This is a genomic window from Acidiplasma sp. MBA-1, from assembly GCF_000949015.1.
In the GTDB taxonomy this organism is placed as follows: Archaea; Thermoplasmatota; Thermoplasmata; order Thermoplasmatales; family Thermoplasmataceae; genus Acidiplasma; species Acidiplasma aeolicum.
Genome location: NZ_JYHS01000001.1, coordinates 613,069 through 638,525, shown reverse-complemented (window position 1 = coordinate 638,525; position 25,457 = coordinate 613,069). Strand labels below are relative to the sequence as shown.

Genomic DNA, 25,457 nt, shown 5'->3' with positions numbered 1-25,457 from the left:
ATGCATAATTTACCATTATAATAAAAATAAAGGCCTTAAATCGTTTATAAATTTGCCATATATAATATACATTAATGCATATTAAATGTAATTTTATCATAGCAATAACAAAAACTCTTATATTCCAGTCCAGCAAATCACCGTTTTTCATAAAATATCCCAAATAATGCAGTATAACAAACGTTATACGGCGTTTTTATTTAAATACTTTATATGCTCTGGGAATTAAGGCCCTATTATAAGGATATGAAGGATTTATGTTATGTGGTATGATAATTAATAATATATTATAATAGATAAAACCGGGTTTAAGAAGAATAATTTATATGAGCAATATTATAATTTTATATGTATTAATAATAATTTATTCTATGTGTAAATATTATTATGAATAAATTAATTATATTATTATATTTATATTATGATCATATTAATAATATATTTAAATAAAAATAATATTCAAATTTTTAAAAGTAATTTTTGTTTTTATACCCCATTTTAAAGAAAGTAAAAAATTATAAATTTTCTACTAAAATATTTAGAATAATTTCTAGTTTAATTTACTTTAGGTTTTAATCGAGCATAATATTTTTATCAAGGAAATGGTTATATTTAAATAACGCTTAGAATGACTATTCTTTCTGGTGTTTATATTATTACAATAGTTTAAAATTAAACAGATTTAAATAAATATAGAATAGATCTATTAAGGGTTAATTTTAATGCAGATATATCTGAAGATAATCCAGTGGAATATTCATTTCGTTTTTAATCCTATTAAGGTTCTATTTTAACTTTTTTGTAAAGTGTACCTGTATCAGCATTTTATTTCTTTCAATCCTATTAAGGTTCTATTTTAACTTATAAAACATCTTTAAAAAATCTTGAAAGATTAGAAACTTTCAATCCTATTAAGGTTCTATTTTAACTGGCATTGCAATTTCAGGTTCAAACTCAAGCAGATATTCCTTTCAATCCTATTAAGGTTCTATTTTAACCTTGTGACCTGATTTTTTGACGTTTGTGGAATTACACTTTCAATCCTATTAAGGTTCTATTTTAACTATTAAATTATTTGAGAAGCTTTCATTCGCAACCACTGCTTTCAATCCTATTAAGGTTCTATTTTAACTAAGTTTCTTTTCTTCCAGTGCATTTAAATGATATTCCTTTCAATCCTATTAAGGTTCTATTTTAACTTTATGAAAGAATCATCTACAAAATTATTATCCCAGCTTTCAATCCTATTAAGGTTCTATTTTAACGTTTACGGAGGACTGTGCATCATGCGGATACCACTGCTTTCAATCCTATTAAGGTTCTATTTTAACTAATGACAAAATATTTCCTTGCAATAAGGCCATGATCTTTCAATCCTATTAAGGTTCTATTTTAACCATAATATTCAATTCAACATGGACTCTTACCAATGCACTTTCAATCCTATTAAGGTTCTATTTTAACTTGCCAGTTCGTGACTTTCCCATGTGCATCAACTACTTTCAATCCTATTAAGGTTCTATTTTAACTAGAATTTTAATGACGTCATTAAAGTAGAAAGTTTAATCTTTCAATCCTATTAAGGTTCTATTTTAACTCCATATGATGTAATAGACAAGGGAGCAGAAGTAATCTTTCAATCCTATTAAGGTTCTATTTTAACCTTGTCCTTATCAGGCGTGCCTTCTGGCAATGGGACACTTTCAATCCTATTAAGGTTCTATTTTAACCGATAACTACAGGGAAGACCATTCCATAGCCACTTCACTTTCAATCCTATTAAGGTTCTATTTTAACCATTTCTTTTTTCTTGCTCTTTTCCTTCTTTGCTATGTCTTTCAATCCTATTAAGGTTCTATTTTAACCTTGAGGTAAGGCTCGGGAAATTCAGCGACACACTGTTCCTTTCAATCCTATTAAGGTTCTATTTTAACGCTATGGGCAAGAAAGCGATACTAATAGATGAAGCACTTTCAATCCTATTAAGGTTCTATTTTAACCCATAATCCACAGAGGGCATTCCAAGCTTGAATATTACTTTCAATCCTATTAAGGTTCTATTTTAACTCTTTGATATTTCCAGATATGCGAGTTCATTAAATCTCTTTCAATCCTATTAAGGTTCTATTTTAACCTTTTCGGGCATCATCGGGATTTTCAAAAATCATAACCTTTCAATCCTATTAAGGTTCTATTTTAACCCCGTTATAGATAATCTGTATTATAAATAAAAAACTTATGACAATTTTATAAAAAAGTACTCAAAGTTCATAATTGGAAAAGAGTATTTAAAGGTTTGATCATATGTTAAATTATATTGCTGAATTCATATGACACTCCAAGCTTTATTCTCTTTACAAGCTTTTCATCCCTAAGAATAAAAAACTGTATTGAATCCTCTGATTCAACAATTTCTTTTTTTAATCTTTCTTTTAAAATTCTTAAGCTTGCCCATCCAATATCTCCTATAAATACAGAATTTTGAATCCTAATTAAATATTGCAATGAAATCTTTCTAATTTTATCAACCCTTTTTTCATTAATATCATATGTAAGTATAATCCACAATTTAATCCCTCATAATATATGGTTTGTATTGTTTATTCTCCATTATCTGTTTTTCAACTTTATATATCTCAAGACGTATTAGAAACTTATTAGAAACTTTCCTTCTCAAGGAAGAAACGTAAACAGTTTCCCTCAACTTTTCCTCAAATGCAACAAGAACTTTTCTCTTTCCAGCCTCATTTAAATATATACCGTTATCGTCTATGAAATCAGACTTTTTCATTATTTTCAAGTTTATTAACTTTAAAATAACTCTATCACAAAATACTGGCCTAAAGATTTCTGCGATATCCAAGGAAAGACTACTACGTCTTTCACTGGGTTCATGAAGGAAGCTTATTGATGGTGATAAATGAGTACTAAAAATTTGTGACCCTATTATTCCATACAAAACAGAGTAAAGGTAACTCATCATTGAATTTATATAATTTCTTGGAGGCATTCTAGATCTAGAAATTACCTTAAAATCCTGAGGCAATTTTAAATCTAAAAGTTCCAGATATTTAATGTGTATATTACCCTCTATGCCCATTAATTCTGATATAGAGACAGCCTTACTTATTTCATTTACTGGTACCCTTAAATTTCCAATTCTGAGCCGTTTGCATAATTTCGCCATATTTTTGGCTGCTCCTAATACAAAACTCCTTGCCAGCTTAAGTCTTAAATCTGGATTATTATAATATGCTGCCTGGTGAGTTATAACATATCCACTCTGTAAATAATCTTCGGGTATAATACTAGAAATATACCAGCCATAATGCGAATACAAAAAAACTGGAATATTTTTTTTGGATAATAATTGTAATACGGGAGTAGTTATAGTAAGATTTCCAAAGACAAGTATTTCATCTATATTTTCTATCGGCAAAAAAGATTTCTCATTCTGGTTTTGGAATACTACAGATTCATTAACTTTACTAAGAGATCCAGATTGTAATATATAATAAGTCTCTCCCATTTTTATCATCCCCAGCAGAAAAATGCATAACTACAACCATGAGAACAGTAATAATTCTTAACAGGTTCTGGCATTTTATCATTTCTTAGATTATTTATATTTTCATAAGCTTTTTCTAATTTAGATAGTAATTCAGGGGTTTTTTCCACTATTTTTATTTTATTTGCACCCAATAAATGTAAAACTCCATACCTAACCTTAAAACCCTCATTTTCAAGCAATTCGATATAATGTAAAACCTGGAAAATATCTCCCTCTAAAGCTTTGCGGCCTCTTTTAAATTCATGCACTATATAATTTCCTTGAGTATCTATTTCAAGATTATCAATTTCATTATGACCTATTCTTATACCATGATAACCATATTTTCTATTTCTATTGTTTAAAAAATTTCCGTGTTCTATAAATTGATTTTTATCTATAATATAAAACGTATGTATAGACATCCACGCACGCCTTTTGCATATAAAATAATAATTGATATCTGTTCCCTTAATTGATTTTATATCATAATTCATCCTTAACCTCCAAATAAAGTCTTTCATAATCTCCTGTGGCCTTTATTATGTCTTTGATTCCTTCCTGCAATTTCTTTGATTCCCCATCACAATCTAAGTTAAAATTTGAATTTATGTTGTTAAGTATTAAATTTCTTGCTTTGTAAGGTGATACATCTTCATATTTCATTTCACGATCATCTACAGGTATTCCGCTTACCATAACATGAAACTGATAATTTGGGCTCTGATTATACCCATTCACAATATAATAACCGTTTTTTTTCATAACAATATTCTTATTTTTATGAATCCAGATATCGTCATATGAAAATTGTTCATCATAAACAATATCGGTACCTGCTCCTTTATTAGCCTCAGGTATAAATCTGAATATACTTTCATAATATTTATTCCACCATTTTATTATATTTTTTAAATCAGGTATATCATTTCTCATTTCGTTAAATTTGGAATGATCTTCTTTAATCTGTTTGATGATTTTAAGAGTCCTTCTGGTATTATTAAAAGATTTAGTGAACCATGTCCCCTGTTCTTCCTTTAGAAAATTTTCTTTTACTGTTTTGGTTAAATTTATGGAAAATTTATCGGCAATTAAAGCTGCATAAACACCTATATATCCTGAATTAAAAATTCTTTCTTTTTCTGGTAACCTTTTTGAAATAAAAGTTATAAAATCTTCGAAATTTTTAATCTTTGCCAGATCAGCTTTATTTCCTATTTCACTTTTAAATATTATAAATAAATTGCTTTTGCTTGTCATATTCCTCCCAATTCTGCCAAATCTTTGAATAAAATTCTTTAAATCCAATCCAGTCTCTATGATAAAATTATTAAATTTTTTAGGAGGGTTAATACCTTGTTCTATTATGTTTGAACCAATAACAATCCTTGGTCCTTGTTCAAATATATTCATATATGATTCATATTCAGGATCATGGAAAGCATCAACTAGTGCTATTTGATCATCACTGATATGAGATTTTATAACTTTATAAATAGAATCAATGTTTCGAATTGAGTCAGCAATTATAAACCAGTAGCCAGATTTTAGCAAATCAATATTTTGCTCAATAAAATTGGCTGTATTATGATTATCTGGAATTGATATCGATATGGGGCCCTGTAGAAGCACATTGTCATTTTGTTGATAGCTTCTTTCCACATTAATAATCTCAGTATTGCATTCGCCAAAAAGTTCTATTATTAAGTTTTTAATATATATAGGGATTGTTGCACTTGAGAACATTATCTTTATGTTCTTATTTATTAATTTTAATACAGCTAATAATATATTTAACTGGTCTCTTGTATAAATATGAATTTCATCAACTATTATAATTTTTAAGCCGTTTATTATAAAATCAGTTAGTGAATCTGAACTTCTGCCATTTTTATAGTTATTTAACATAATATAATAAAAAATTTCAGGATTTGATATTATTATTTTTTTTCCTGTTATAATATTTTTGATTGCATCATCTTTTGTGCACTCTGCATAGCCACTATTTTTAAAATATTTTATTTCATTATTAATGGCATTTGAGTTTAAAATACTGACAGCTGTATCGGTTTTAAAATTTTCATAAACCTCATTCGAAAGGAGGTTATTTGGGAGTAATATTAAAATAAATCCCTGTGTAAGCATTTTTTTGAATCCATATGTTTTCCCAGATCCTGTTGGAGCATTTAATATTGCAATTTCTTTTTTATTTGTTGCAAAATCTTCCATTTTTTGCTGGAAATCACGGCTTATATATGTTGGAACAAGATCTAATTTAATCATCATATGCCCTAACAACCTCATCTTTTGTATAATAACCCATTAAATAATATTGTAAAACTAAATGAGATACATAATCTGATTTTTTCTCAATATGCTTGCCCAAAATATTTTGAACTGTATATAAGTTGATTACAGCTTTAATATCTACATTTGTTCTGGCTATCTTGAGCATGCCTGTTCTATTGTTCCCCACTCTTACAACTTCGGGTATTTTTAAATTTTTAAAATACTCTGAATCATAAAGCAAATAGGAATAAAAAACATTTCCTGGTTTTATTGGTTGCACAAAAAAGAAATTTTTATACATTAATGATCCGGTTTTAAATGTTGGATCAACGTTGGAACCATTATAATCTGCTCCTTGCATGGTATTCCTTATCATATTCTTCATAAATACAGTTTCATTACCGGATTCAAGAGCCATTTTTTCGGAAATTGCAGTAGTAAGCCAGAATGGAAACTCCAAGAGTTCCCTATAAGTTGGCCTTGTTTTGTTTAATTCAGGAAATTTAAATAACCCCATCTGCCTTAGGAAGGCATACTTTAAAGCGATATCTCCAATAAAATTAGATGTTCTCATACCTCCAGCTGCCGCAATATAAAAATATTGTATTGGTGATATTACAGTCATTTTAATGGGAATACACTGCATTTAAATCACTTCCAGAACTCTTTCCAGTCATTTTCCATTTTGGCATTAATAACCTCGCAGAGGCTCTGCAGTTCTTTACTATTATTTTTTATAGCTATTACTTCATTTAAAAAGTTTTCCAGGTCATCTCCCATTATGACGTTTTCTTCCCCATAGAAGGAAAGCATTGAAGATTTAATCAAGTTTTCTCCTTCATATTTACCTGATTCCCATGCCTGTTGCATAAGTTCGTAAGATGAAATGGGTTTATCTCCTTTTGAAAAGCCAATAGCAACTATGTGATTTGCAACATTATCACCCAATATCGCCGTTCTTGCACCATATCTTGTTGTACCCAATATTGCAATAAGTTCAAGTTTTAGCAATTCTAGGGAACAATTTTCAAGGGTTACAAACCTTATAAACTTAACACCGGGCTTTATGTATGGAATATTATAAATTGCATTTGATTCTGTTTTCCCCTCAATTGAATGCAATATGGTGCCATCCTCCGATAAAGTGTTGTGTGTAATTCTTGTTGATATCTCCCCAAGTGGTTCAAAGCTGTATGCCCAATCATAGAAACATCTTGAGGCAATTGATCCCATATCCTTACCTGATCCAATGGATGTATCTCCATATAAAAGGCTTACTGGATTTTTTAGATATGTTTTTACTTTATTCATGTTTCTGGCATATCCATCCGGTATCACATTTCCGACCTTGCGAAGTTCAGATAGGAGATAACTTCTTTCAGCCGCTCTCCATTTCTGTGCCGGCACCAGGGCCCTCTCATCATTAAGAAAGTTTTCACTTGTTAATTCTGTGGCATCATTGTTTCTTGATATCATAAATCCTATGGTCTCAGAGATTATCCCTATTTTGGCATAGTATCCATGATTTTTCTTTAGATCAATATTCTCTATTTGTGCAAGCAATCCTCTACTTATTATTTCATTTATTTTACTTATCATTTACCCACCTCTTTTTTTTCTCCATACGCTTTCCATTTTTTATCTGATGCTATATAATATTCTATTTCAAATCCGTCGATTAGATAGGATCTGGTATTTCCCACAGGAATTCTACCCTTAAATTCAGTCATAATTAAATTAATAAGTTCATTTGCAAAATCATTGATTTTGTTGATGTCAGGTTTATATTTTGAATTTGGATTATCACGCAAATACAACCTATTCATTCCTGAATATAAATGCCCGGATACGAATTCCTTTAGTTCCTCCAGATTTTTTGCATTAGTCTCAGCTTTCATCTTTTCAAGCACTTCAAGGCTCTCCCGTAACATCCATCCCCTATCACTTGAACTGCTATCATATCTTAAAAGATAAAGATCTGCAGCTATATTACCTAAATTTTCAATTTCTTTCATCATTTCACCTCTTTTATCATAAACAAGTTTGTGAAAAACATCATAATCGTCTGTTGAGTCTGAAAATCTATAATGGCCTTCAAATATCTGTTTATGAACATAAGAATTAAGCGAGAGATTATTCCTTATATAATCTCTTATAACATTTGCACAGTTATCATAATCAAAATTATTATTTGTTTTTGATACACTCATGAAGAAGGACATCTGGTTTTTAACTGAAGCTAAATTGTTGCACCTCAATTTATTCCATTTCATGCTATTTAATATTGAACTTTCGATTTCCATATTTATTGTTTCGTTCCATGTATTATAAAATAAATTATTAGAAAAGCTAATTAAAACGTGTAGTTTTGACTTGCTTGCTATATCTATGCACATCCTTAAATTTTTTATAAAGTCTGCATCACTTTTTGGATCTGGAAGATATATAAAGTAAGTTGTATCAAACTTAAAATTGTTCATTTTAGCATTATTTTCTTCAATGGTTAATCTAATGTTTCCAACCTGTAATACATCGGTTTCATTAAAGACCTGTAAAAATTTTCCAATGTCCATAAAAGGCACGGCTCCAGGAAATGCTAAAAACAGAACAGTCGATGAATATTTACTATATAATTTCGGCGCAATAATTGATCTTATTGAAAATTCGAATATAGAATACTCATCTATATAACCATTGGCTATTCCAGAAGTAATGATTCTATTGTTGAAAGAATTAGTGCCAATTCCAAATAGATTTTCTTTTGATGCTATTCCACTTTTTCCCTCTTTTCTAGGATATCCATTTATCATAGACATGTTTTTTTTGTCCGGCACTTCTGGGAGATTTAATTCATTATATCCAAGTATTATATTAATAAGTTCTCTAATCAATTTTTGATTTTTTTCACTGTCAAATTCAATGTTAATTTGTTTTAATACACCATTTAAAATGTTATCCCAATTTATGTTTTCGTTATCAATTATTAAGGGTATTAAAAGTGCAGATTTTTCCTGATTATTCTTTGGCAATATATTGGATAATAAATTTTTATTGGACTCAAGTTGAGATTCAAGTAATGACCTAATAAAATTTATATCTTCTCCGGCAAGATCTGAATTTAATTGAATAAATCTAATTAAAAATGTATGCAGTCTTTCTGTTATTTTATCAGCTTCAAAATCCTGTATCTCGTCAAGCTCTAAATAATCCCTTATGGAACGTTCTTTCTTTTTGGTCTGTGTTACACTTGGCAAATCCTTATAGAAATTAATTTTATAGGATTTTAGTTTGGAAAGAATTAGATCCGAATACATTTCTGCATTTTTACGAAAATCGTCTTTTAATATAATATTTTCTAAATGGACGACCTGTTTAAACTTATCATTGTCTAAAACAAATTTTTTAAGTGTCTCTAAAGATATAAATCCTATTTTATTGCTTGATATGTCCACTCTTCTGTCTGTAAATGCTATACCATTTTCTAGATGAGCAATATTGCTAATTTTATTCATGACCAGCTTGGCAAGTTCATCATAATTTAATTCAATTGGATTTTCGCTCACATAGTAGATTGTATTTAAAGTAGACCATAAATAGAATCCATCATTGATATTCTCTTTTCCCCTCTTTATGATTTCTTCTGTTAGTACCACTTTAAGTATGGACGTCAAGGTAATATATGGAGTCGCATTTATTCGAATTTTATGTATATTATTTTTAGGTATAACCGGTTCATTGTTATATTTGATATCGTGCAGAACCGGATTATCCTCTAGAAAAATTGAGGAGAGCTGATCAGCAAGTCTTGAAAAGTTACTTTCAAATGATAGATCTGATTCTGGATTTATATCTATTGAATTTGCATGAAACTGTGTCCCTTTTTCTGTTGAAAAAGCAATAAAATATACATCGTTAGAAGTAAGTTTTAGATCAGTTAATTGGTCTTTAAAATCGTTGATAAGTTCACTTAATATGTCTTTATTATCCATATTTATATTATTGCTGTAATCCTGAAGTTTGTTATAATCATGGAACATATATCCTAAAATAGATCTTTTTAACCTTAGTTCAGTTTTTTCAATGTCATTTGGTTTTGATTTTGTATATTTATAATCTGCTATTTTCAATGCCATTGCTGTCCCACTAAAGATATGTGCAGCATAAAACATATCTGGCTTATTTTTGTAACTTTCCCTTTCATCTCCGCCCTTCGCACATTTCATCCATTCCGGGTTATTCCAAATTTTTGAAAAAAGATTTTCAACTGCCCAATCCATTACATCTGTTATGAAATCGTTCCTAAATGTCATTATATTGCTCAAATTTGCATTTTTATGTTCTTCCATTCAAATCTCCTCCCAGCAACCAAGACCAAGGGATGTTTTTGAACCCAAACCTCTATAATATAATAAAGATAGAGCATCTGGTGTTCCTCGAATTCTGCCGTGTAGATTGAAGCCAGTAGTAATACTCTCCTTTTTCCCATTGCTAGAAATCCTAATTGTCTTTTTTTGGACTTTTAGATCTTCAAATGTAACCTTTGGATTTGGTATTCCAAAATAATTTTTTAATTGATGATATGCCAGTAAATTAAGATTATCTGATACCTCACCCTCATTGCTTAAATATAGTTTTTTATCTTTAAAATTTCTAACAAGAACAGGAGATATGCTTTTAAATTCAATATCATTACGATTTAAATCTAAATTGTTATTAACAGATTTGACACTTTCTATTTTATATGATGTACCTTTAATTTCAATTATAGGGTTTTCGAGGATACCCAACCTTAAATAAGAAATTAAAGCATCATCTATGGATCTGAATATAATATATCCTTGAGGTATATCAAGCCCATTAGCACCATAATTAAACCCCTTTGTAGTTATAATATTACTAAATGTATATAATCCAATTTGGGAGCTGGAATGTAATTTTCTAATATTATTCTGATAAAGTAATAGTTTTTTGTATAAGGATATCCCTATAAAATAATTATATTCGTAAGGTATAATTTTACCATTTTGGCGTTTAATAATCAGTTTGATAGTCTGCATAGTAAACTTAATATATACGAAATATATTAATCTTTCTATGGTACAAAATGACGAAATAAATTCTTCGCTTAAAAATATCGATTTTATAACCTTTGTTGGATTTAAAAGACATCTGGTCTTGAGGTTCCTAGAAGATAATTTAAAGAATTATTTTCCAAATAATATTTATGTTTTTACATCAAATATGGATGAACCATTAGATGAAAATTTTAGAACAAAGCAAGAGATACTCCTGGAATTAGAAAAACTGGCTGATCGGAGACAAATAAATATAAAAAAATATTTTCAAAATGATTTGTGGAATATAAAATATTATTATAAAACTCTAAATTCATTGCCTAATAAGACCCGATATATAATAAATATAAGCGCAGGTCCATCCGTTTTTGCTGCAGCAGGGATGTTATGGGCTTTACAACATAATTATTATGTTTCTTATAGCGTGGAGCATTATGAACACAGGCAATTAATTTCCTGCGTATTTAGGAATATAAATATGAGATCAGTATCAAATTTAACATTTAATACAAATAATGTTGATAAATTTATAATAGAAGCACTTAAAAATGGGATGAATAATACAAATGGAATCAGGCTATTTTTATTAAAAAATTATAATTATCAGACTGGATTAAGAAATATCCAAGAACATATAAAAAAACTTGAAGAATTAGGGCTTATAAGATTGAGTGGAAATAAAGGCTGGGAAATCAATTTTTCAGATGATTTAGAAGCTTTAGGCTATACTGTTCCTAGCTTTTTAAAAAGATAAGTAGCCTTTAATAATTTTTAACGTTATATGGAATATAAAGTTAAAATATAACCTTAATAGGATTGACAAAAAATAATTCCATATAGTGATTGAAATGTAATACCATTTAAAATAGAACCTTAATAGGATTGACATAGAAATATGTCATTAAATGAATTTATATAAATAGCGTGTAAAATAGAACCTTAATAGGATTGTAAAGGCTTTTCCCATATAAATTATTTATGTCATCTGTTTGTATAAGTCTTATAGAACCTCCTTATAATTATTGTGTGATTACTTTATTGTTAAACGGAATCCTGGTATATCATACTCTACTGATTCCGTAATACTTAATACAAATACTATTATTCTTTATTTACTGTTTCCCTTCTTAAATCGAAGAATAGTCCATCCAACATTACAGCAATATACCTATTATCAGGCTTTCGAGTAACAAATTTATTTACCCCTTCCAATGTTAAATCTGTTATTTTTGATATTGATGATGAATATTTATTATTGAATATATCCTTTAATATATTGGTATTCTTCTTTTTGACGAACCATTTAAATACATTGATGTTATAATTTCTCACGGCATACTTTTTGATTTAATTCTATTATGGGACTGTGGAATTTATTAGCCACGTTTACTGGTTTGATAAATCCTTAATCTCATAGTACTTTGTTTTTATATTCGTCTTAGAATAAACCTTTTTTATTTCGAGTTTTCCTCTAAATATTGATCACACACCCTATTTTCATAAGTATTCCTCCTTTTATTTAATGATCATTTAATAATTAACATCGGAATTTATAATTACACAAAATATGGGACACAACCTTTACCCTCTCATAAGTCGACGAAAATTACTATAATTATTAAATATAAATTATATTTTTAAATAAATAATTACATTCGAATTCAATCAAAAAATATTTATTATGTTATATATTATAACTTTATGCAATGCCTGGAATTCAATTCGGTAACAAAAAAATATGGAGATAAATATGCCCTAAATAATGTTTCATTTTCACTTGAATGCAATAAAAGCTATTCATTAATAGGTCCAAACGGTGCAGGAAAAAGTACAATATTAAAAATAATTTCCGGCCTTATAAGCCCTGATGCAGGAAATGTATCAATAAAGGGCAATAAACCAGGGTCCGATGAGGCAAAAAAAATTACAGGATATCTTGCCGAGGAGGCGTTACCGTATATTAATTTAACAGTTAAGGAAAATTTGCTTTACATAGGGTCTTTAAGGAAAGTTAATGATTTAGAAAAAAGAATTTCATTTTTAATAGACCTATTCGGCCTTGATTCTTATTTAAATTCCATGGTGTCAAATCTATCAAGGGGAACAAAGCAGAGACTCTCCCTGGCATTGTCAATAATACATAATCCTGAAATTGTTCTTCTTGATGAGCCATTCAATTATATAGATATACCAACACAGGAAAAGATTATAAAATATTTTAAAACAATGAATTCAACATTTTTAATTTCAACCCATGTGATGTCAATTGCAGAAAATTTTACGGAAAATATCATAATGATAAATAATGGTAATATAATATTTAATGGAAAATTATCGGAAATCGAGGAAATGAAATCAGGTAATGAGACAATAGAAAGTTTGATAGCAAGGATGATGTCATGAAATATACATTGACAAGATTATTTTTAAAAACAAAAATTCCCTTGGGCTACTATATTCTGATAATAATTGTAACATTAATGGTTATTCCAGCCTTATTTACATTTTATTCAGCCAATATTAACATCCATCAGGAAAAAATTGCAACACTTTTAATCTCCATAATTGCCATTATAATTGTTATGTTCTCAAATTTGTATACAAATAAATCCGACCGTGATTTTTTACTGGATATGCCATTAAAAAAAAGAGATATTTTAAAGGCATATTATGCATATAATTTTATATTAATGTATGTTCCCATCATATTACTTATGCTATTCTCAACACTTTCAATTAATTCTGGTTTAATATTTTTCTTAATGTCATATAATATATTATTATTTTTTACTTGCATTAATATGAGTATTATTTATAAATACATTTTAAGGCATGGATATTTTATTCCACCATTATTTTTTATTTTTCTGATACTTCCGGAGTTTATTAATTTCAAATACAGCATAACATCAATATTTTACGGCCATATAATAAATGGTATACTAATCCTGATAATTCTATATATCTTAACATTATTTTATATAATAAAAAATGGTAATAAATTTAATTTGTATTACAGGGAAGACAAAATTAAAAATAATGTAAAGCCTATGAATATTTCAGGATCGCCATTAAGGGCCCTTTACATGAAAAATGGTTTTTATATAAATACATTATATGCATATAGAACATTTTCAAATGTAAAAATACACTATATTAGAACAGAAATATACAAACCTGTTTTAATATTTTCATTTATAGGCATTATTTATTTTATATTAAACATTAAATTATACAATACATTTTTAATTTTGCTTATTGACCTTTATATACCATTTTTACCGGGACTTGTGTATTCCATGCTTATATCCCAGTGGCCGGTATTGCTTGAAAGGCCCTGGCTTTCATTTACATCGATGAATGCATATAAATATATCAAAAATTTAGTTATATCCGTAATATTGTCAGTTTTTATTGCAACATGTCCAATGATTTTATTTTCAGGACTTCTGCTTATTTTTCATTTTAATATATTATATATAATGATATTCTTATATCTGCTGGTAATGCCATCCATAACAGCTGCAATAATCATATATTCATACATGCTTATCGCACCTATTCAGATAACAGATTATGATAATATACGCAATTTTGCCAGTAGCGGACAGAATATGGAACGGTTAATCCCCTTTTTTATTCTTTATATTTCCTTTACAATAACATTTTTGCTTTCAATATTTTTAAAAAATATAATTTACATATCATTATTTTACCTAATAATTATAATAATAACATTTTCAATCCTCAATTCAAAAAGGATAATAAATTATATGGCAAATAAATTAATAAATGCAGATTTAATATAAATAACCAAATTTTAAGGTTATATAAAATTGATAAATTCCATGTTATTTTCTATTTCCTTTATATTTTTCCTTGAAAATAAATGAAATCATATATGAAAATAAGTACAGCATATAAATAGAATTCAAATTATGATTATAATAATAGTTTAAAATTTGCAAATAATAATTTAAAAATTATTGCGCATAATTCAATTTTTAGAAAAACATTTTCAGAGGATAAAAATGGTTTATTTGAAATAAGCCCGGATTTCACTGAAAACGAATTAAAAGAACACGGTGCAAAGTTTATTCCAGTTGAAAAACCTTAAAATATTTGATAACAACATAATTGTATGAGGTGAGATACCAAGAAACTTGGGTCCAACCCATAATGGCCACAGGTTTGATGAAAACGGTGGGGAAGATTTAATAAAGGATGATATGGCACTTTATTTACAAACAAAGAACGGACTTGCTATGATAACTGGATGCGGCCATTCAGGCATAGAAAACATAATGGAATACGGCATTGAAATAACAGGAAAAATAAAATACATGCAATAATGGGTGGCCTTCATTTTCTTGGCATTGATGATGAAAGAATATTAAGAACATACATAAACTTGTATGATAAATTATTAAATTTAGTTCAAACAATTAACCATCTAACACTATTCGGGTTTAAATGTTACTATTAACATAAAATATCCAAATATACCATAAACTTTAAACTCTAATGTTTCATCAAGTAAGGAAATTCATAATTTTAAATTAAAAATAATTTATAAAATATTTAGTTTGTTCTCCTTAATTTTATTGATTAATCTTTTATCCGATGTAATTAGTGGTATTGATAATGTTATAGCCAAAAAAACATAAGATGAATCATAAACTGTAATGCCCATCTTCACGGATAAGGAAAAAGCACCCTTAACAATTTCATTAAAGCTGTGTATTTTCATTAAATTTAAAAATGAATAAGCTTTATTCATAATGGTCTCGCCGTCATCAATGGTTATATTATTTCTCTGTATCCTCTTCCATACAGTATTTAAAGATTCGTAATAGGTAAGATCTAATATATGAAAATAATCAAAATTGGATATTTTATTTTCTATATTTTCTGTTGTGCTATCTTCCATTAAAAGCGACATTAAGGCTGACGTATCAAGAACTGCCTCCTTTTTATCTATCACGGTCATCCCTAATTAATTTGTATGAATCATCAAAAATACCATATTTTGCTTTCATTTTATTCCTGTTGTTATTTATATCATTTAATTCTTCCTTTATATGTTCCTTTTTAACCAATAATTCAAGATAGTTTCGAACCTCATTGTTATAATTTATATTATATTCTTTTAATTCTTTTTTTAATTCTTTAGGTATTCTTATAGAAATAATATCCATATTTATTATATATTATAAGATTATATAAAGTTTTCATTCTAGTTTATAATAATGTTTACAGACTTGTATAACCAAGACAGACTATAATAAACTAATAAGCTCTGGTTTAAACAATTAACTATTAACACTCAAATTATATAATGCCATGAACATAAAAATATCTAAATATACTATAAACTTTAAATTCTAATTTTTCATCAAGCAGGAAAATTAAAAATTTTAAATTAAAAAATAATCATCTATAAAATATTTGGGCTGTTTTCCCTCATTTTATTAATTAATCTATTATTTAATGTAATTAATGGTATTAATAGTTTTATAGCCAAAAAACATGGGGTGGATTATAAATTATGATGCGTATCTGAACTGATAATGAAAAGGCAGCATTAATACTTTCATTAAAGTTATGTATTTTTAGTAAATTTAAAAATGAACAGGTTTTATTTATAATGACCATAAAGTCATCATTACCCATATTATCTCCATGTATCATCTTCCATAAAGTTTTGAAAGATTCATGGCAGGTAAGATCTAATATATTAAAATGCCTAAATAATGTTTAATAAACCTTAATAATTTATTAATCATAAAATTATATAAAATTTATAAATTCCATATTATTTTTGATTTCAATCATTTTTTTGCCTGATAGGATATAAAAATCATATAATATAAGCAAGACAGAATATAAATAAAATGCAAAATAAATCAAATCACTTGATGTGAAAATAATTATGAATGGAAATATAAATGGTATGGAAACTATTATCATAGGTGTTAATGCCTTCCTAAAATTGTTCATGACCAGTGAACTGCTAGGATATGAGGATAAATCAAGGGCCTGAAAGGGATAAGATATGCCAGAAATATATATTCCTGCAAGCATCATGGATGCGGGAATGGTTAAAGAGTATATTAATAACATTAGGTTAAAATTATCAGGATGAAATAAATAAACAAGGCCCATTGATAAAATAAGGGGGGACATCATCATGGGTATTGCCAGGGACCTTGATATCATGTAATGCCTTATGTATCTGCACGGATTCATGATTGAAAATGCCAGCCATGCCCTTTCAGATGCCCACGGTGTGGCAATTCTGAATATTAGTGGATAGAATGTAAGCTCCCATGTATAAAGAAACAGGTCAAACCTTGGAATGCCTGTAAAATCAAAAATATAATTTAGCATAAAATATCCTGTGCCCAAACCTGCATATATTATTAACCAGAAATATATGTTTCTCGAAAAATGGTAACGTTTTTTGGATATGCCAAAAAGGTATACTGTGTTTGAATATATTGTATTTAGCTTATATATCACATTTAATGGTTTTCCTCTTAAATTTCTTGATTTATATGTTTTTTCCGATGGTTTTTCATACATCAGGAAATCAAGTTTATAAGACCTTGAAAATATGTAATAGAAGATTATAATAAAGATAATTATTGATGATGCACTTCCATATATAATATTTCCAAAAAATACTGAATTTATATTAAATTTATAATTATATATTAATGGGCTGAATAAATATATAATGAATAATATTAATGGATACTTTTTATGAATCATGTATGAAGAAATATATGATAAACCAATGGATATTAGATATAACAATAACGCATCAAAAATTCCTATAATTATTTTATATGAATTAAGTGCAAGCCCTATTAAATATAAAAATATTATAAATACAATTGAATATTTTATGGATGAGAAGAAGAAATATGACTTAAACAGATCTTTCTTTTTCAATGGAATATTTAGGAGAAAATCATTATCTGACTGTATAATTATATTGCCGGACAAAAATAATGGAATTATTATAAAGGTTGATATGAGTACAATTACGAGATACCCCAGTATATAAGGCCTTTGAAAATTATATCTGAAATATAAAATATTCACAAAAAATGAAAATATTAAAAGAATCAAATAAAATATGTATCTTGGCGATTTCATTCTTGTTTTAATTATGAATTTTGTAAGGTTTGAAAGCACACAAATATAACATAAAATAAGATAAAAATTTTTTGGCGGAATACACAATTTTTTTTAAATTTACCATAAATTTAACCATTTCAATGAAATTATTACATTTGAAATGGTTTGTATATAAATATTATAATAATAGAAAAAAGGATTAAAAAGTTGAGTTTAAAAAAAATATTTTTTATATCCTTTTGATGATTTTCAGCCTACTGTATATTCTCGTGATAGAGCATTTTTCTTCCAAGGTATGAATATATTAAGCCTATTATAAGCCACACCACAAATGTTATGCTCGCAATTATAACCACAGAATTAATGCTTATAAAGCTTCCATAGAATACAAAGGCAAGAATAACTATGGATATTGCCGGAAGTATCACATCAGCAGCGATATTCAATTTAAGTTTTAACTTATATACAATTCCAGGAAGGGACGCATTTGCAATCATATGAACTGCAAGGGCACCAAGTGTTGAGGCTATTCCAGTGAATAAAAATGCGTTAAAACCGCCAAGGGTGACCACACTTACAGTACCTATTATAAACGCTATGATAACCATTAATCCGGCCGCCCTGTGTGGTGTTCTTCTTTCTGCGTGCACGCTGGAAAGTATCCCTGGAAGAACATTATCCCTGCTCATTGAGAATACGACCCTTGACAGTGAGTTGGTGAAAACCACAGAATCGGTAAATAAACTGTTTATAAAAAAAGCTGTTATTATTATTGCACCTATTAACCCTATATAGTTCTTTGTAAGTATTATTCCGGGAACTAGTTCAGTAGAATAGCTTAACATATTTGCCGGACCCCAGCCCACTGTAAATGCATATGATGCAAGTATAAAGAACAGTCCAAGGACAACAGAAGAGGCAAGGACACCACGGCCTATGACCTTTTTTGCATTTTTTGCCTCCTCACCCAGAGGGGTGGCAGTTCCAAAACCTGTAAATGCAGTGTACATAAATAAAACTCCAAGCATAACACCTGTAAAGCCATGGGATGCATATACTGGTGTAAAAACAGAAAATGTATTTACGGTTGGCTTTGATATTATTATTATAATGCTTATTGCTGAAACAACAGCAACCTCAAGGCTGGCCATAACCATTGCATATCTCACAGAATTTTTTACACCTGAGAATGAAACGAAGTAACCAAATGCCAGCACAATTATTAGCAAAATCACCCACGAATATGACGGTATGGTTATTCCAAATACCGATGAAAGCAATGCTGGAAGGAATATGGCTATACTCAAACCTATGAATGCCAGGGACATTACCTGATATAATATGTACATCCATCCGGTATATATGCCCGCAAAATTTCCTAGCCCCTCCCTGGAATATGCATAGTATCCGCCGGCGCCGGCCACATGTCTGGAAATTCTGTTTATAATCACAGCATTAATAAATACAATTACAAATGCGACCACAGCTGATAGTGGCAGTGATCCGAGGGCAAATGCGGCAGAGCCCGTCAGAGTTGCAACTGCCGCACCAGCGGGGGCAGATCCAGCCACTCCCTGAAAAATAACATCATATACATTTAATGTATCTCTTTTCAATGTTTTTGCTGATCCTTGCATGATATCTCACCCCATAAATAAATCTGGATTTATGGTTATTGCAGGGAATATTTATGCACATTTATGTCCGTATATAATATTTTATTAAGGTCAGTTTTATTGAATTTTTTATGGTTATATATTTTTTTATATTGATTTTTAATTGCATGTAATTTTAATTTACTTAAATGTTTATTATGATAGACTATAACATGCATTGTTCCCTGTTCCATATATAGCCTATTCTGTATGCATTTATTGTATTTCTATGTATTTATTTTATTACAATAAAAATTTTTGAAATGTAACTAAATAAAATATACAAAATTTATTATTTATCGTTTTAATTTCCCGAAAATTAGGGATTTATACCATATTTGAAGGGGGTTCTCCGGATAAATTATTAGACGTGATATCCAGGTATCCATGCAGTTCGGTTATTTCAGTATTACATATTTTAAATTTTTATCAGTTTTCACCATCAATAATTTTACATTTAAATTTTGAATTTATATTCAGACTGTTCATAAATTTACTATTTTTCTTACATATTCATGGTTCTCAATAAAATATTTTCGTATCTCTAAAGCTGTTTTAAAGCCATTTAGATTAATATTCCAGAATAAGATTCCTAAATATTCTTATTATGTATGCATATATATGATTTCAAGGCCCAATTCTTAGGTTACCGGGATAATAAATTTAAATTCTTTATTGTTGAAAAAATTTTTCAAATTTTACATTATAAATTAAATCTTTTTTTGACCACATTTATAACATCATATATATTTACTATGGAAAAATCCTTATGATCTGCATCCTTTTTTGCACCATGGGTTACAAGAACCGCAGTCATACCAAGCCTTTTTGCGGGTATGAGATCATTATCGATATCACCAACCGCAACAGCATTATTGGCACTAACATTCATTATTTCCAGCGCCTTTAAATATGGTTCCACATCAGGTTTTCCATTTTTTACATCGTCCATTGTTACTATCGCATCAACATTAATTTTTAGCCTGCTGACCATGGCCCTTCTTGACGATGTTACTATGGCAATCTTAAATCCCATGTTTTTTAATTCTTTAAATGTTTTATCAACATCTGGAAAGAATTTTACGTAATTAATGTAATTTCCAAAATATTCCTCCTCACTTTTTTCTATATTTGGGTCCCTGCCATTAACTGCCTTGATGAGCATTGTGCCCGGATATCCAATTAATAATCTAATAATTTCCGGGTCGGTATCAATTCCATAATCATGAAGTGCCTGCTTCCATGCCTTAATTCTGTATTCCACCGAATCCCATATCGTGCCATCTAGATCAAAAATAATGCCATATGTTGGAATTCCCATTATTTGGTATTGAATGTATGTTATTAATTTTAATTGTTAAACAATCTTAATTTAATCAAATAAAATTCCATGAAATTATTTGATTATACAATATTATAAATATGCCTGTTTCAAATTTTCTCGCTTTTTGAAAAATTTTATCAAATAATACTATTAATACATTAGATATATTTATTAATACCAACTTCATTATTTTTTATGGAACCAAAAAAAATTTTTGATCTGTCTGTGGAAATTAAAACAAATATGCCGTGCTGGCCAACAAATCCACTTGTAAGGGTGGATCCAATAGGTCTCCTTGCCAGGGATGGTTATACCGTTGAGAAATACGAATCTGTCACGCATACCGGTACACATATTGATGCGCCCTACCATATGATAGACAATGGAACCACGGTGGATAGGATCCCTCTAACACAGCTTGCAGGTCCTGGATACTGCATCAGACCTCAATACGATGGAGATGAAATTCATGCAGATGCACTTAAAAAGATCTGGAAAAGGGAATATGATGGAAAAATTATACTGGTAAACACTGGATGGGATAAAAAAAGGGGTTACACAAAGGAATTCCAGTATGAATTTCCGGGATTTTCATACGATGCTGTTGATTTTCTTCTGGAACATAAACCAAAGGTTCTTGGTATAGATACTCTTGGAATAGACCCATATTCACATGCTGATTTTGGTGTTCATAAGGCACTGCTTGCAAAAAATATGGCGTTTATTGAGGATTTAACAAATCTTGATCTCCTTGAGGAGGGTAAGGAATACTTTGTTGTTGCTTTACCGTTAAAACTTTATGGGGCAAGCGGTTCAATGGCAAGGGTAATTGCCATGGAATTTTAATATTATTTTAAATAATCTTTATAAATTATATTTAATATATTTAAATAGTATGTCAATATCTTAAATCCATGGTCAGCGTTAAAAAAGATTCAGAAAAAAAGGTTTATGGAACATACAGCAACCGGTATTTTGATTCGCCGGTGCCGGAAAATAAATTTCCAGAAAATGGAATGCCTTCCCAGGCAGCATATGAAATGATTCATCAGGAATTAAATCTGGATGGAATACCGGAGCTTAACCTTGCCACATTTGTTACAACCTATATGGAACCGGAAGCGGATAAACTTTACATGGAAAATGCCCATAAGAATTTTATTGACTCTTTTGAATACCCGCAGATAAAAAAGGAGGAAAATAGAATAGTGAATATACTGGCCAGGCTCTATAATGCACCTGAGGAAAATGAATTTATAGGTACCTCAACAATTGGATCATCAGAGGCAATAATGCTTGCACTTCTGGCGCATAAATGGAACTGGAAGCAAAAAATGAAATCAAAAAATAAGGATTATTCAAGTCCCAATATTGTATTTGGTGCAGACACCCATGTTGTGTGGGACAAATTTGCAAAATACTTTGATGTTGAACCGAGAATAGTGCCCATAGATAAAAAAACCATGGTATCAAGCCCTGAGGAATTAATTAAAAACATTGATGAAAATACAATAGCCGTTGGTGCCGTGCTTGGAACAACATTTACTGGAGCATTTGATGATGTTCTTTTACTGAATAAAATGCTTAATGAATATGAGGAAAAAACCGGAAATTTTATACCATTGCATGTTGATGCTGCCAGCGCTGGATTTATAACACCCTTTATTGAGCCCGATCTTCTATGGGATTTCAGGCTAAATCATGTGGCCTCAATAAACGTCTCGGGGCATAAATTTGGACTTGTATATCCAGGTCTTGGCTGGCTTATATTCAGGGATAAAAAGTATCTCCCAGAAGACCTTATATTTTATGTTAATTATCTGGGAAATGAGATGCCCACATATACCCTGAATTTCTCCAGGAGTGCATCAAATATTGCCGCACAGTATTACAATATATTACGAATGGGGATATCAGGATATAAAAGAATTGCAGAAAATATGATGGCAAATGCCCGGTATCTGGCAAGTGAGATTAAAAAAATGGATAACATTGAACTTGTAAGCTCAGCAGAACATATACCGGTAATAACCTTCAAACAGAAACATAAGGATGCCTTTGATCTCTTTGACCTATCATCGGAATTAAGAAAGTTCGGATGGATCATACCTGCCTACTCTCTTCCTGATAATGCCAGCGGTACTGTTTTAATGAGAATAGTTGTGAGGGAAAGCTTTTCAAGGGATATGGCTAATTTATTGATAAATAACATAAAACAGGCACTAAATAATATGGGAAGAAGGCAAAAATTTGAAATGAAATCACCTAGAAGGGGACATGCGGTTACCTAAAAGTATTCTAATATATTTTATATATTAAATAAATCATTAATGGGTCATTTAATGAAAATACTGGAAATTGCATACAAACCTCCAGAATTTGGCGGTGGGATTGAGAGATTCGTAAATGGTCTTTCCAAATATTTAACTTTAAATGGAAACGAGGTTTCCATTATGATTTCCGGGACGGAAAATAAGATATATATAAAGAATAATATTAAATTCATTCAGATTAAGGTTAAATTTCCTTATTTTAAAAAACTCATTTATAATATAAAAGTTTATTTTTATGTTAAAAAAAACATGAAAAAATATGATATGGCGCATATTAACGGTGACAATGGATGTTTTATTTCCAGAATTAATGATTTAAACAAAATCATGACCCTGCACGGAACATCACTATTTTCTGCCGGTGTAAAACAAAATTATACTAAAAAATCTGTAATTAAATGGGGTTTAATCCATCCAAATTTATTTTTTTCATATCTAATGGAAAGATATTCTGTTAGGCATTGCAACACTGTTATAACCGTATCTGCCAGTCTTTTGGATACCTTAAAAAAATTGTATTCTAAAAACGATATAACAGCGATTAATATTGGTATTAATACAGGTTATTTCAGGCCAGGAAATAAAATTCAAATTAGGCATGAATTAAACATGGAAAATAAAGTAATTTATGCACTCTGGGTGGGCATGTCTCCAGAGAGAAAAAGGCTTAATTTTGCCATAGAATTAATTAAAAATTCAAAAAATATACATCTTATATGCATAGGCAACACTGAAAAATATGCTGGTAATGATAGAATCCACATTCTGGGCCGTGTATCCGACGACATTTTATTAAAATATTATCAGGCCTGTGATTTACTTTTATTGCCATCTGTTTCAGAGGCTTTTAGCCTGACCATCGTCGAGGGGATGGCATGCGGTCTTGTTCCCGTGACGGGTAAAAACGTTTACATGCCCGGTCTTAAGAATAATATAAATTCGTTCATTGCCGGTACAGATGATGATTATAAAGATATAATAACGAAGATTGAGGATAAACCTGATATATTAATTAAAATGTCTGAAAACGCTATTAAAACGGCATATGAATATTCAGATGAGAAAACATATTCCAGATACCTGGATGTAATGCAAAAAATAGTATATAAAAAATAATTTATACAGAATTCTTATAGCATTTTTAATGGAATCAGATTTTATCTCTGTTATAATACCGTCATATAAACCAAATAATCTTGTATATAAGGCCATAGAAAGTGCATTAAACCAGTCTCTGGGCAGGGATTTTTATGAAATAATTGTAGTTTTAAATTATGAGGATCAAAAAATTTCAGAAATGGAAAATGAGCATTTAATAAAAGTTTTGCATGTAAATGATCTTTCCCTATCCTCAAAGTATATTGCTGCACTGAGGATCAGCCATGGAAATATTTTATCATTTCTGGATTATGATGATCTTTTTTACAGCAATAAACTCGAGTATGTATATAATAGCTTTAAAAATAATAAAAATCTGGTTTACTTTCATAATAGATGCACATTTATCAATGATGAGGGGAATAGCATTGATGAATATTATTACAGCCCTGATTTTAATTTATCATCAATTTCCATTAAAAAAGATATAATAAATATGGAATATCTATCAAAGGTAAGGGCCCTGTATGATACCTTTTTTTATTATATATCCCTTGACTCCGGTGGGGAAATAGAACTCAGCCGTGAATTTTTAACATATTATAGATTCCATGAAAGTACCAGCAATACAAATTTGCGTGGAATAGATAGATGGAAAATAAAAATGGAAACATATTTAAGATACCTGAATTCTCTGGAAACCATGTATAAATTTTTAAAAACCAAAAAGTCCCGGATGCTTGCCAGGGATTATATAATATCATTAAAAATAGAATTAAACATGCTTTCAGGGTTATTAAACTCAGGAATAAAATACGATCTGAACTATGATGATGTCCTTCACTGGCTTTCTGTGGCAAGCTATAAGGGAAACAGATTTCATTATCCATTTAAATTCATAAAAATATTTCAGTATAAACTTCCATTAAAATACAATAGAAGGGTTGAGGATTATCTTTTAAAGATATAGGAAGATATTTATAATGA

22 protein-coding genes and 1 CRISPR repeat array are annotated in these 25,457 nt (G+C 29.2%); of the genes, 8 read left to right on the top strand and 14 right to left on the bottom strand.

Features of this window, described 5'->3' with window-relative positions; translation table 11 throughout:
• Nucleotides 1-765: 765 nt before the first annotated feature.
• Nucleotides 766-2,201: direct repeats of the CRISPR family, unit length 30 nt; unit sequence CTTTCAATCCTATTAAGGTTCTATTTTAAC.
• 106 nt (nt 2,202-2,307) lie between these two features.
• The 8 genes from cas2 to cas6 are packed head-to-tail and all read right to left on the bottom strand — an operon-like array spanning nt 2,308 to nt 10,896.
• Nucleotides 2,308-2,568, bottom strand: a complete 261-nt coding sequence (gene cas2 / locus TZ01_RS03165; RefSeq protein ID WP_048101314.1) for a CRISPR-associated endonuclease Cas2 — start codon at nt 2,566-2,568, stop codon at nt 2,308-2,310.
• Nucleotide 2,569: 1 nt separating this feature from the next.
• Complete coding sequence (gene cas1b / locus TZ01_RS03160) at nt 2,570-3,529, bottom strand: type I-B CRISPR-associated endonuclease Cas1b (RefSeq protein WP_162200856.1); 960 nt, start codon at nt 3,527-3,529, stop codon at nt 2,570-2,572.
• 5 nt (nt 3,530-3,534) lie between these two features.
• Nucleotides 3,535-4,047 (bottom strand): CRISPR-associated protein Cas4, encoded by a 513-nt coding sequence (gene cas4, locus TZ01_RS03155; RefSeq protein WP_162200857.1) that lies wholly within the window; start codon nt 4,045-4,047, stop codon nt 3,535-3,537.
• Nucleotides 4,037-5,836, bottom strand: a complete 1,800-nt coding sequence (gene cas3, locus TZ01_RS03150) for a type I-D CRISPR-associated helicase Cas3' (RefSeq protein WP_048101311.1) — start codon at nt 5,834-5,836, stop codon at nt 4,037-4,039. Before cas3 ends, cas4 begins: the two co-directional genes overlap by 11 nt.
• Nucleotides 5,826-6,485, bottom strand: coding sequence for a type I-D CRISPR-associated protein Cas5/Csc1 (cas5d, locus tag TZ01_RS03145; RefSeq protein WP_082180431.1), 660 nt, complete (start codon nt 6,483-6,485; stop codon nt 5,826-5,828). Before cas5d ends, cas3 begins: the two co-directional genes overlap by 11 nt.
• A gap of 5 nt (nt 6,486-6,490) precedes the next feature.
• Nucleotides 6,491-7,402, bottom strand: coding sequence for a type I-D CRISPR-associated protein Cas7/Csc2 (gene cas7d / locus TZ01_RS03140; RefSeq protein ID WP_231563404.1), 912 nt, complete (start codon nt 7,400-7,402; stop codon nt 6,491-6,493).
• A 32-nt stretch (nt 7,403-7,434) separates the two neighbouring features.
• Nucleotides 7,435-10,185 (bottom strand): hypothetical protein, encoded by a 2,751-nt coding sequence (locus TZ01_RS03135; protein WP_054964024.1) that lies wholly within the window; start codon nt 10,183-10,185, stop codon nt 7,435-7,437.
• On the bottom strand, nt 10,186-10,896 hold the full coding sequence (cas6, locus tag TZ01_RS03130) for a CRISPR-associated endoribonuclease Cas6 (protein ID WP_048101307.1): 711 nt from the start codon (nt 10,894-10,896) through the stop codon (nt 10,186-10,188).
• A gap of 37 nt (nt 10,897-10,933) precedes the next feature.
• On the opposite strand from cas6, the gene TZ01_RS03125 reads away from it, so the two are divergent.
• Nucleotides 10,934-11,668 (top strand): hypothetical protein, encoded by a 735-nt coding sequence (locus tag TZ01_RS03125; protein WP_048101306.1) that lies wholly within the window; start codon nt 10,934-10,936, stop codon nt 11,666-11,668.
• A 347-nt stretch (nt 11,669-12,015) separates the two neighbouring features.
• On the opposite strand, the gene TZ01_RS03120 is transcribed toward TZ01_RS03125, so the two are convergent.
• Nucleotides 12,016-12,246, bottom strand: coding sequence for a transposase (locus TZ01_RS03120; RefSeq protein WP_048101305.1), 231 nt, complete (start codon nt 12,244-12,246; stop codon nt 12,016-12,018).
• A gap of 369 nt (nt 12,247-12,615) precedes the next feature.
• Here TZ01_RS03120 and TZ01_RS03115 point away from each other — a divergent pair, with 369 nt between their 5' ends.
• The 3 genes from TZ01_RS03115 to TZ01_RS03105 all read left to right on the top strand — a co-directional run bounded on the left by TZ01_RS03115 (nt 12,616) and on the right by TZ01_RS03105 (nt 15,266).
• Nucleotides 12,616-13,317, top strand: a complete 702-nt coding sequence (locus tag TZ01_RS03115) for an ABC transporter ATP-binding protein (RefSeq protein ID WP_048101304.1) — start codon at nt 12,616-12,618, stop codon at nt 13,315-13,317.
• Complete coding sequence (locus TZ01_RS03110; RefSeq protein WP_048101303.1) at nt 13,314-14,723, top strand: hypothetical protein; 1,410 nt, start codon at nt 13,314-13,316, stop codon at nt 14,721-14,723. The genes TZ01_RS03115 and TZ01_RS03110 overlap by 4 nt, the downstream gene beginning before the upstream one ends.
• A 354-nt stretch (nt 14,724-15,077) precedes the next feature.
• Nucleotides 15,078-15,266, top strand: a complete 189-nt coding sequence (locus TZ01_RS03105; protein ID WP_048101302.1) for a hypothetical protein — start codon at nt 15,078-15,080, stop codon at nt 15,264-15,266.
• Nucleotides 15,267-15,484: 218 nt separating this feature from the next.
• Here the strand turns inward: TZ01_RS03105 and TZ01_RS03100 are convergent, their stop codons facing one another.
• The 5 genes from TZ01_RS03100 to TZ01_RS03080 all read right to left on the bottom strand — a co-directional run bounded on the left by TZ01_RS03100 (nt 15,485) and on the right by TZ01_RS03080 (nt 21,036).
• Nucleotides 15,485-15,898 (bottom strand): type II toxin-antitoxin system VapC family toxin, encoded by a 414-nt coding sequence (locus TZ01_RS03100; protein ID WP_048101301.1) that lies wholly within the window; start codon nt 15,896-15,898, stop codon nt 15,485-15,487.
• Complete coding sequence (locus tag TZ01_RS03095; RefSeq protein WP_048101300.1) at nt 15,888-16,112, bottom strand: hypothetical protein; 225 nt, start codon at nt 16,110-16,112, stop codon at nt 15,888-15,890. Before TZ01_RS03095 ends, TZ01_RS03100 begins: the two co-directional genes overlap by 11 nt.
• Before the next feature lie 592 nt (nt 16,113-16,704).
• On the bottom strand, nt 16,705-18,117 hold the full coding sequence (locus tag TZ01_RS03090) for a hypothetical protein (protein WP_048101299.1): 1,413 nt from the start codon (nt 18,115-18,117) through the stop codon (nt 16,705-16,707).
• Between the two features lie 197 nt (nt 18,118-18,314).
• Nucleotides 18,315-19,697 (bottom strand): APC family permease, encoded by a 1,383-nt coding sequence (locus TZ01_RS03085; RefSeq protein ID WP_048101298.1) that lies wholly within the window; start codon nt 19,695-19,697, stop codon nt 18,315-18,317.
• Between the two features lie 721 nt (nt 19,698-20,418).
• Nucleotides 20,419-21,036 carry an HAD family hydrolase gene (locus TZ01_RS03080; RefSeq protein WP_048101297.1) on the bottom strand — a complete coding sequence of 206 codons (618 nt, stop codon included), beginning with the start codon at nt 21,034-21,036 and terminating at the stop codon, nt 20,419-20,421.
• 198 nt (nt 21,037-21,234) lie between these two features.
• On the opposite strand from TZ01_RS03080, the gene TZ01_RS03075 reads away from it, so the two are divergent.
• From TZ01_RS03075 to TZ01_RS09155, 4 genes are all read left to right on the top strand, one after another.
• Nucleotides 21,235-21,885, top strand: coding sequence for a cyclase family protein (locus TZ01_RS03075; RefSeq protein WP_048101296.1), 651 nt, complete (start codon nt 21,235-21,237; stop codon nt 21,883-21,885).
• Between the two features lie 68 nt (nt 21,886-21,953).
• Nucleotides 21,954-23,330 carry a glutamate decarboxylase gene (locus TZ01_RS03070; RefSeq protein WP_048101295.1) on the top strand — a complete coding sequence of 459 codons (1,377 nt, stop codon included), beginning with the start codon at nt 21,954-21,956 and terminating at the stop codon, nt 23,328-23,330.
• Between the two features lie 51 nt (nt 23,331-23,381).
• Nucleotides 23,382-24,488 carry a glycosyltransferase family 4 protein gene (locus tag TZ01_RS03065; RefSeq protein ID WP_048101294.1) on the top strand — a complete coding sequence of 369 codons (1,107 nt, stop codon included), beginning with the start codon at nt 23,382-23,384 and terminating at the stop codon, nt 24,486-24,488.
• A 28-nt stretch (nt 24,489-24,516) separates the two neighbouring features.
• The gene (locus TZ01_RS09155; protein WP_052656714.1) at nt 24,517-25,440 is read left to right on the top strand and encodes a glycosyltransferase family 2 protein; all 924 of its coding nucleotides are present in this window, start codon (nt 24,517-24,519) and stop codon (nt 25,438-25,440) included.
• Nucleotides 25,441-25,457: the final 17 nt, after the last annotated feature.